The sequence below is a fragment of the Pseudomonas sp. NDM genome (assembly GCF_003105095.1).
Taxonomy (GTDB): domain Bacteria; phylum Pseudomonadota; class Gammaproteobacteria; order Pseudomonadales; family Pseudomonadaceae; genus Aquipseudomonas; species Aquipseudomonas moraviensis_A.
Map to the genome: position 1 here is coordinate 87,740 of NZ_QETJ01000008.1, position 9,767 is coordinate 97,506.

The window sequence follows — 9,767 nt, forward strand, 5'->3', positions numbered from 1 at the left end:
GATGTTCGGCTGTATGAATAAGCTTTCAATGCTGGCAGCAGTCATGTTGTTGGCCAGTCACTCGGCAGTCGCGGCCATGGGGCCGTTCGAGATCTACGAACAGGCGTTGCGTAACGACCCGGTGTTCCTTGGCGCGATCAAGGAGCGCGATGCCGGCCTGGAAAACCGCGCCATCGGCCGCGCCGGGCTGCTGCCTCGGATCGGCTACACCTACAACAAGGGGCGCAACTCTTCGAAGGCTACGTCGCTTGATGATCGTGCGCGCAACCGCACCGACGAGCGCAACTACAGCAGTTACGGTTCGGCGCTGACCGTGCAACAACCGCTGCTCGATTACGAGGCTTACGCGGCGTATCGCAAGGGTGTCGCCCAGTCGCTGTTCGCCGACGAAGCGTTTCGCGGCAAGAGTCAGGAGCTGTTGGTGCGAGTGCTGGATAACTACACCAAAGCCCTGTTTGCCCAGGATCAGATCGACATCGCCCAGGCGAAGAAGAAGGCCTACGAGCAACAGTTCCAGCAGAACGAACACATGTTCAAGCAGGGCGAGGGCACCCGCACCGATATTCTCGAAGCCGAGTCGCGTTATGAATTGGCGACTGCCGAGGAGATCGAAGCGCGCAACGAGCAGGATGCTGCCTTGCGCGAACTGGGGGCGCTGGTCGGCGTGCCAGCGGTGGACATCGGCGACCTGGCCCCGCTCGGTCAGCAGTTTCAGACCTTCACGCTGCAACCGGCCAGCTTCGACACCTGGCATGAACTGGCGATCAGCAACAACCCGAACCTGGCTTCGCAACGCCAGGCTGTCGAGGTGGCGCGCTATGAAGTCGAGCGCAACCGCGCCGGGCACCTGCCGAAGGTGAGCGCCTACGCCTCGATGCGCGACAACGAGTCGGAGAGCGGCAATACCTATAACCAACGCTACGAAACCAACACCATCGGCCTGGAAGTCAGCGTGCCGCTGTACGCCGGGGGCGGGGTATCGGCTTCGACCCGTCAAGCCAGCCGCACCATGGAACAGGCCGAATACGAACTGGATGGCAAGACCCGCGAGACCTTGATCGAACTGCGCCGACAATTCAGCGCCTGTCTGTCGGGCGTGAACAAATTGCGCGCTTATCAGAAGGCCTTGAAGTCGGCGGAAGCGCTGGTGGTGTCGACCAGACAAAGCATTCTGGGTGGCGAACGGACCAATCTCGACGCATTGAACGCCGAGCAGCAACTGTTCACCACCCGCCGGGATCTGGCCCAGGCGCGTTACGACTACCTGATGGCCTGGACCAAATTGCATTACTACGCCGGGACTTTGAACGAGCAGGATCTGGCCCGGGTGGATGAGGCATTTGTGGTCGCGCAACAGCCCTCACCCTAACCCTCTCCCAGAGGGAGAGGGGACCGATTCGGGGAGATTGAAGAGATACACCGACTTGAACGAGCGCTGCTGAATCCGTAATCGACTGGTTTTTCCAGGTCGAGGATGACTGAAGACAACACAAATCGGCTCCCTCTCCTCGGGGAGAGGGCTGGGGTGAGGGCAGCGACCGAGTTGCCTGCGATAGCTGCATCGACATGAACGACCGCGTCGAACTCAGGTTTTGACATCAACACAAATCGGCTCCCTCTCCCTGGGGAGAGGGCTGGGGTGAGGGGAAACAGGCGACACCGCAGTCAGCCTTGTACAAAAAAACAAAAAACGAGAGTGATCAACATGGACGTACGCATCAAGCCGATCTCGGTCGGCACGCTGTTGCTTGTGATTTCTGCAAACCAGGTTCAGGCCCAATACCTGGAATCCGGCCAGCCCGGCGATCCGGCCAGTTGGCGCAGCGCCGAGTTTCTGCGTGACTGGGGTCTGGAGCGCATGCAGGCCGATCAAGCCTACGCCGCCGGCATCACCGGCAAGGGCGTAAAAATCGGCGCGCTCGATTCCGGTTTCGATGCCGCCCACCCCGAATTCTCCGCCGACCGTTATCACCCGGTAACCGCCAGCGGCAGCTACGTCGATGGCTCAGTGTTCAACGTCGACGGCACGCTCAACCCGAACAACGATTCCCACGGCACCCACGTGGTCGGCACCATGGCCGCGTCGCGTGACGGCAGCGGCATGCATGGCGTGGCGTATAACGCGCAAATCTACGTCGGCAATACCAACAAGAACGACAGTTTCCTCTTCGGCCCCGGCCCTGATCCGCGCTATTTCAAAGCGGTCTACGACAGCCTGGCCGACGCCGGCGTGCGGGCGATCAACAACAGCTGGGGCAGTCAGCCGCCGGATGTCAGCTACCGCACGCTGGCGGATCTGCACGCCGCCTACGCGCAACACTGGAACAAGGGCACATGGCTCGACGCCGCTGCCGATGTGTCGCGGCGCGGTGTGATCAATGTGTTCAGCGCTGGAAACAGTGGCTACCCGAATGCCAGCGTGCGCTCAGCGCTGCCGTACTTTCAGCCCGATCTGGAAGGCCACTGGCTGGCGGTGTCCGGGCTCGATCAGAGCAATCAGCAGAAGTACAACCAGTGCGGCATCGCCAAATACTGGTGCATCACCACACCGGGGGCGAAGATTGACAGCACCATTCCCGGTGGCGGTTACGGGATCAAGTCCGGCACCTCGATGGCCGCACCGCACGCGACCGGTGCCCTGGCGCTGGTGATGGAACGCTATCCGTACATGAACAACCAGCAGGCGCTGGAAGTGCTGCTGACCACCGCCACCCAGCTCGGTGGCTCGGTCACTGACGCACCGAACGAGCGCGTCGGCTGGGGCGTCGCCAACCTCAACCGGGCCATGCGCGGGCCGGGGCAATTGCTCGGCGCGTTCGATGCCAATCTGGAGGCCGGGCAGCGCGATGTCTGGAGCAATGACATCTCCGACAAGGCGCTGATCCAGCGTCAGAGCGAAGACCTCGCCGAGCACAGCGCCTGGCAGCAAACCCTGCAGGATAAAGGCTGGCAGAACGGCGTTGCGGCCGGGGCCAGCCAGCAGGATCAGACCGATTACGCGGTCGGCATGCTCCGCGATGCAGCAGCGGCGAACCGGGTGCATCAGGGCAGCCTGATCAAGTCCGGCGCCGGTCAATTGCTGCTCAGCGGCGCAAACACCTACCGTGGCCCGACCACCGTAAACGGCGGGCTGCTGACCGTGAACGGTTCGCTGACCTCAGCGGTCACCGTCAACGACAGCGGGATCCTCGGCGGCTCCGGACGCATTGCCGGGTTGACCGCCAACCGCGGCGGCCGGGTCGCGCCGGGCAATTCCATCGGCACCTTGAACGTCGCCGGTGATGTGACATTCGCACCGGGCTCGACTTACGCCGTAGAGCTATCGCCAGGCAGCAGCGACCGTATCGTTGCTGGCGGCACGGCAACCGTCAGCGGCGCCAGCGTCAGTCTCGCGCTGGAAGATAGCCCGACACTGCTCAGCAGCGCCGAAGCGCAAAGCCTGCTCGGTCGCCAGTACAACATCCTGCAAGCGGCGGGCGGCGTTCAGGGGCAGTTCGCGGCGGTAGTACCGAACTACCTGTTCATCGGCGGCGCCCTCGATTACGCCGCGAGCGGCATTCAGTTGAACATCGAACGCAACACGACCAGCTTCGCCAGTGTCGGGCAAACGCCCAACCAGCGTTCGGTGGCGGCGGCCGTCGAAGCTTTGGGCGCCGGTAATTCCGTCTACGAAAGTGTGTTGCGTGCACCCACTCAAGCCTCGGCGCAGCAAGCCTTTCAACAGTTGAGCGGCGAAATCTATCCGGCGCTCGGCACGATGCTGATCAATGACAGCCGCCAGTTGCGTGATGCAGTCGGCGAGCGCCTGCACGATGAGTCCGCGACCCGCAGCAACGGCTGGATCAAAGCCCTTGGCGCGTGGGGCAGCACCGATTCGGGCCACGACACCGCAGGCTACCGCACCTCGATCGGCGGCCTGCTGGCCGGTGTCGACGGCGCGCTCGACGAGCAGACCCGAATCGGTCTGGTCACCGGCTACAGCGACAGTTCGCTGAGCATGGGCTCGGGCACGCATTCTTCGGCGAAAGTCGACAGCTATCACCTCGGCGCTTACGCCGGCCACGACCTCGGCCCGTGGCGCTTGAGCACCGGCGCGGCGTATAGCTGGCATCGCGGCGATGTGAAGCGCGATCTGCAATACGACGAAGTCAGCGCCAAGCAGAAAGCCAAGCTTGACGCGACCACCACCCAGGTCTTCGGCGAGGCAGCGTATCGCTTGCAACTGCAACCGTTGGCGCTGGAACCGTTCGCCAACCTGACTTACCTGCATCTGGACACCGAAGGCTTCACCGAAAAGGGCGATGCCGCTGCGCTGAAAAGCTCGGGCGATCAGCGCGATGTGGTGCTGAGCACTCTGGGCGTACGGGCGAGCAAAACCTTCAACCTTTCGAACCAGCAAGCGCTGGACGTCAGCGCTCGTCTCGGCTGGCAGCACAGCCTCGGCGATATCGATTCCGAGCAACATGTGCGCTTTGCCAATGGCGGCACGCCGTACGCGGTGGAGAGCTCGGCGCTGGTACGCGATGCGGCGCTGGTCGGCGTGCAGGCCAGTCTGGCGTTGAGCAAGGACGTGCGGGTCAACCTCGATTACAACGGCCAACTGGCCAGCCGCGAGAAGCTGCATGGCGTTGGGCTGAGTTTGAACTGGCAGTTCTGACCGAGCGCTTTCCTGTGGCGAGGGAGCTTGCTCCCGCTGGGGCGCGAAGCGGCCCCCGCCTTGCGTCAGGCAGACCGCGTTGACTGATTTTACGGCTGCTGCGCAGCCGAGCGGGAGCAAGCTCCCTCGCCACAAATAGCGTGCACGGCAGCACAGACAACAGGATTTTTCGCAACATCACTAAGGAAGGTCGTGGATGGATAACAACAATACCCCCGCGCAATCGGGTGGCCGCTTTGCCCTGAAAACCCTGACAGCCGCAATGCTTTGTGCCAGTGCGATGGCGCAGGCAGCGCCTTACGTGGAAAACGGCCGCAATGGCGATCCTTCGAGTTGGCGCAGCAATGAATTCAAGGCTGACTGGGGCCTGGGCGCGATCGGCGCGGATTACGCTTACGCCGCCGGCTACACCGGCAAAGGCGTGAAACTGGGGATCTTCGATCAGCCGGTGTACGCCGCGCATCCGGAGTTCTCCGGTAGCAACAAAGTGGTGACCCTGGTCACCAGCGGTATCCGCGAATACACCGACCCGTACATTCCGGTGAAGGCCGGCGATGCGTTCCTGTATGACGGTTCACCCTCGGTCGGCTCCAACGGCAAACTCGGCGCCCACGGCACTCACGTTGGCGGCATCGCGGCGGGCAGTCGCGACGGCGGGGTGATGCATGGCGTCGCGTTCGGCGCGCAGATCATCAGCGCCGACAACGGCGACCCGGGGCCGGAGGACGGCATCGTTCGCGGCAACGATGGTGCGGTGTACAAGGCCGGTTGGGACGCGCTGATCGCCAGCGGGGCGCGGATCATCAACAACAGCTGGGGCATCGGCATCACCGACCGCTTCGACCTCGGCGGCCGCGATCCGGCGTACCCGCACTTCACCGTCAACGACGCGCAATTGCAATTCAACGAAATCCGCACCTTGCTCGGCACCAAACCGGGCGGCGCCTACGACGGTGCGATTGCCGCCGCACGCAGCGGCATCGTCACCATTTTCGCCGCCGGCAACGACTACAACCTCAACAACCCGGATGCCATCGCCGGTCTCGGCTATTTCGTCCCGGACATCGCGCCGAACTGGATCACCGTCGCCGCGTTGCAGCAGAACCCGGACGCGGCCAGCGCCAACCCCTACGTGATCAGCACGTTCTCCTCGCGTTGCGGCTACACGGCGAGTTACTGCGTCTCGGCGCCGGGCACGAAGATCTACAGCTCGATCATCGAAGGCACCAACGCCGGCAACCTGACCACCAGCTACGCCAACTACAACGGCACGTCGATGGCGGCACCGCACGTCGCCGGTTCCATCGCGGTGCTGATGGAGCGCTTTCCGTACATGAGCGGCGATCAGGTCGCCAGCGTGTTGCGCACTACGGCGACCGACCTCGGCGCGCCGGGCATCGACGCCTTGTACGGTTGGGGCATGATCAATCTGCGCAAAGCCATCGACGGCCCGGCGATGTTCGTGACCGAGCAGGATATTGCCGAGGAATTCCGCGTGCAGGGCGCTTACGGCTCCGGCCAGTTTGTTGCTGACTTGCCGGGCATCGGCGCGATCATCGATCAGGGCAAACCGACCGAGCGGGTCTGTAGCGACATCACTTGCGGCCTCGACACCTGGCGCAACGACATCGGTGGCCACGGCGGTCTGACCAAGCAAGGCATCGGCACCCTGGTGCTGACCGGCAACAACACTTACAGCGGCCCGACCCTGGTCAATCAGGGGCGACTGGCAATCAATGGCTCGCTGCAATCGGCGGTCACGGTGAATGATGGTGGTGTTCTCGGCGGCAACGGCCGCATCGGCGCACTGGCGGTAAATAGCGGCGGTACGGTGGCACCGGGCAATTCCATCGGCACTCTGAATGTGGCCGGTGACGTGACCTTCGCGCCGGGTTCGACCTACGCCGTAGAGCTGTCGCCAACCAGCAGCGACCAGATCGTTGCGAGCGGCAAAGCGGTCGTCGAAGGCGCCACGGTGAGCCTGTCACTGGAAAACAGCCCGACCTTGCTCAGCACCGGCGAAGTGCAAAGCCTGCTCGGCACCCGTTACAACATCCTGCAAGCAGCGGGTGGCATTGAAGGGCGCTTCGGTCAGGTCTTGCCGAATTACGCCTTCCTCGGCGGCAACCTCGATTACTCGGCGGGCGGCATTCAACTGGCGGTCGGGCGGAATGAGGCATCGTTTGCCAGCGTCGGCCTGACGCCGAACCAGCGCGCCGTCGGTGCCGCCGCCGAGCGTCTGGGCGCAGGCAATGCGCTGTTCGAAACCCTGTTGCTGTCGCCAAACGCGGCGTCGGCGCAGCAGGCCTTTCAACAGTTGTCGGGTGAAATCCACCCGGCCATTGGCACGCTGCTGATCAACGATAGCCGTTACCTGCGCGAAGCGGTCGGCGAGCGTCTGCGTGAGCGTGATCTGTTCAATGCCGATGCGCCGACGGATGATCGCAGTAACGTCTGGGTCAAGGTCCTCGGATCGTGGGGCGAGAGTGATGGCGGACATGAGAATGCCGATTCCAACAGCTCCATCGGTGGGCTGCTGGCCGGTGTCGACGGTCTGATTGCTGAAGATACCCGTCTCGGTTTCGTCACCGGTTACAGCGACAGTTCGTTGAGCATGGGCAGCGGCACGCATTCCTCCGCGTCGGTCGACAGCTACCACTTGGGCGCGTATCTGGGCCATGAAATCGACGCGTTGCGCCTGACCGTCGGCGGCGCCTACAGCTGGCATCGCATCGATGTGAAACGTGATCTGCAGTTCGGCGACGTCAGCGGCAAACAGAAAACCAAGCGTGACGCGACCACCGCGCAACTGTTCACCGAGGCCGCCTACGATCTGGGCCTGCAACCGATGAACCTCGAGCCGTTTGCCAATCTGTCCTACGTCCACCTCAACACCGACAGTTTCACCGAGAAGGGTGACGCCGCCGCGCTCAAGGGTGGTGAAGACAACCGCGACGTGGTGCTGTCGACCCTCGGCGTGCGTGCCAAGCGCAGCTTTGCCCTGTCGGACCAGCATCAACTGGAGCTGGGCGCGAGCCTCGGCTGGCAGCACAACCTGAGCAGCGTCGATGCCGACAGCCACCTGGCCTTCGCCAACGGCAACAGCGCGTTCACCGTGCAGAGCGTGTCGATGGATCGCGATGCCGCCGTGGTCGGTGTACGTGCCGGTCTGGCGCTCGATCGCGACGTGCGGGTCAACCTCGATTACAACGGCCTGATCGGTTCCAGCGAGAAGGATCACGGCGTTGGTCTGACCCTCGACTGGCAGTTCTGAGGCGTAACCGGCAGCGCTTCACGGGCTGCCGGTTTTTCACGAAAAGGGAGCGCTGCACATGGGACTGTTCGATTACAAAAATGCCGACGGCAAAGGCTTGTACAGCGACGCCATCGCACTGACGCTATATGCCTACACGCCCACGGGCAAACCGTTGCCCGCCACCGCGTGGGCGCCGGTCACTGCGACGGCGCTGGGCTATCAGGCCAAGGTCGGCGCGCAAGGTACGTTTTTCGGTGAAAAGGACGGCTTCACCAGCGCCGAAGCCGAAGTGCTCGGCAAATACGACGCCGCTGGCAAACTGATCGGCCTCGGCATTGCCTTTCGCGGCACCGGCGGGCTGGGTTACAGCGACACTTTCGGCGATCTGAAAAACAATCTGCTGGCAGCGGTCGGGCCATCGGATTATGCGAGCAACTACGCGAAAAACGCCTTCGACAAACTGCTTGAGGCCGTCGCCGCTTTCGCGATTGGCAACGGCATTGCTGCCGGGGACGTGCTGATCAGCGGCCACAGCCTCGGTGGCCTCGGGGTCAACAGCGTCGCCGAGTTGAGCGCGGACAACTGGGGTGGCTTCTACCAGGACGCCAATTACATTGCGTTCGCCTCGCCGACCCAGAGCAGCGTCGGCAGCCAGGTGCTCAATGTCGGTTTCGAGAACGATCCAGTGTTCCGCGTGCTCGACGGCACCACGTTCAGCGCGGCGTCGATGGGCAAGCACGACAAGCCGCACGAATCGACCACCGATAACCTCGTCAACTTCACCGACAACTACGCCTCCACGGCGCAGAACCTGGTGCCGTTCAGCATCGTCAACCCGCTGAACTGGTCGGCGCACAGTTCGCTGGGCTATGCCGATGGCTTGAATCGAGTGATCGATTCGGCGTTCTACAACCTGACCGAGCGAGACTCGACGATCATCGTCGCCAATCTTGAAGAAGCGTCGCGGGGCAAGACCTGGGTCGAGGACCTGGGCCGCAGCGGCGAGCCGCACACCGGCAGCACTTTCATCATTGGCTCGCAGAGCGGCGACTGGCTCAAGGGCGGGGCGGGCAACGATTTTCTGGAAGGGTTGGGCGGCGATGACCGTTTCCGCGATGACGGCGGCTACAACGTGATTTTGGGCGGGCAAGGCCACAACACTTTCGATCTGCAGAAACCGCTGCAGAACTTCAGCTTCGCCAACGACGGCGACGGCACGCTGTACGTGCGCGACGCCTATGGCGGCATCAGCCTGACCCGCGACATCGGCGCGCTGGTCAGCAAGGAGGCCGGTTCATGGTGGGGCAGCAAGGAGCTCACTTGGGGCGTCACCGCCAAGGGCTTGAGCAACGGCAGCGAACTGACCCGGTACAACCATTCGCTCAGCGGTGATGGCTACGGCAATGCGCTGCACGCCACGGCGGACGGCGACTGGCTGTTCGGCCTCGGTGGCGATGACCAACTGATCAGCGACAAGGCGCAGGTGACCTTCGTTGGCGGCACCGGCAACGACGTGATGACGGCGATGGGTGGCAACAACACCTTCCTGTTCAGTGGCGCGTTCGGTTTTGATGCGATCAATGGTTATCAGGGCAGCGACAAATTGCTGTTCATGGGCGTCGAGGGCGCGGGGCAGGGCTATGACTACAAGCAGCATGCCGCGCAGTCCGGCGCCGACACCGTGCTGAAGATTGGCGATTTTGCCGTCACGCTGATTGGCGTGGGCGTGGCTAACCTGTCTGACTCGAGCTTCGTCTTCGCCTGATTCCCAATAGGTGGGCGATCCTGAATTGGAAGCGGTTTTGCTGACGAAACGCATTCAACTGTAGGAGTGAGCCTGCTCGCGATAGCGGT

At 62.9% G+C, this 9,767-nt stretch carries 4 protein-coding genes; all 4 read left to right on the forward strand.

Features of this window, described 5'->3' with window-relative positions; genetic code table 11:
• The first annotated feature begins 1 nt into the window (after position 1).
• The 4 genes from DCO47_RS03975 (at position 2) to DCO47_RS03990 (ending at position 9,678) form a co-directional block, all read left to right on the forward strand.
• Positions 2 to 1,369: a TolC family outer membrane protein gene (locus tag DCO47_RS03975; RefSeq protein ID WP_116657502.1), complete on the forward strand. Its 1,368-nt coding sequence runs from the start codon at positions 2 to 4 to the stop codon at positions 1,367 to 1,369.
• A 336-nt stretch (positions 1,370 to 1,705) separates the two neighbouring features.
• A complete protein-coding gene (locus DCO47_RS03980; RefSeq protein ID WP_116657503.1) occupies positions 1,706 to 4,657 on the forward strand; it encodes an autotransporter serine protease in 2,952 nt (983 codons plus the stop codon).
• Between the two features lie 196 nt (positions 4,658 to 4,853).
• Positions 4,854 to 7,931 carry an autotransporter serine protease gene (locus DCO47_RS03985; protein ID WP_116657504.1) on the forward strand — a complete coding sequence of 1,026 codons (3,078 nt, stop codon included), beginning with the start codon at positions 4,854 to 4,856 and terminating at the stop codon, positions 7,929 to 7,931.
• A 58-nt stretch (positions 7,932 to 7,989) separates the two neighbouring features.
• Positions 7,990 to 9,678 (forward strand): polyurethanase, encoded by a 1,689-nt coding sequence (locus DCO47_RS03990; RefSeq protein ID WP_116657505.1) that lies wholly within the window; start codon positions 7,990 to 7,992, stop codon positions 9,676 to 9,678.
• Positions 9,679 to 9,767 lie beyond the last annotated feature (89 nt).

Bases quoted from the DNA above. Each gene is read 5' to 3' on its own strand.
- DCO47_RS03975 (WP_116657502.1), top strand. From the start codon at position 2: ATGTTCGGCTGTATGAATAAGCTTTCAATGCTGGCAGCAGTCATGTTG.
- DCO47_RS03980 (WP_116657503.1), top strand. From the start codon at position 1,706: ATGGACGTACGCATCAAGCCGATCTCGGTCGGCACGCTGTTGCTTGTG.
- DCO47_RS03985 (WP_116657504.1), top strand. From the start codon at position 4,854: ATGGATAACAACAATACCCCCGCGCAATCGGGTGGCCGCTTTGCCCTG.
- DCO47_RS03990 (WP_116657505.1), top strand. From the start codon at position 7,990: ATGGGACTGTTCGATTACAAAAATGCCGACGGCAAAGGCTTGTACAGC.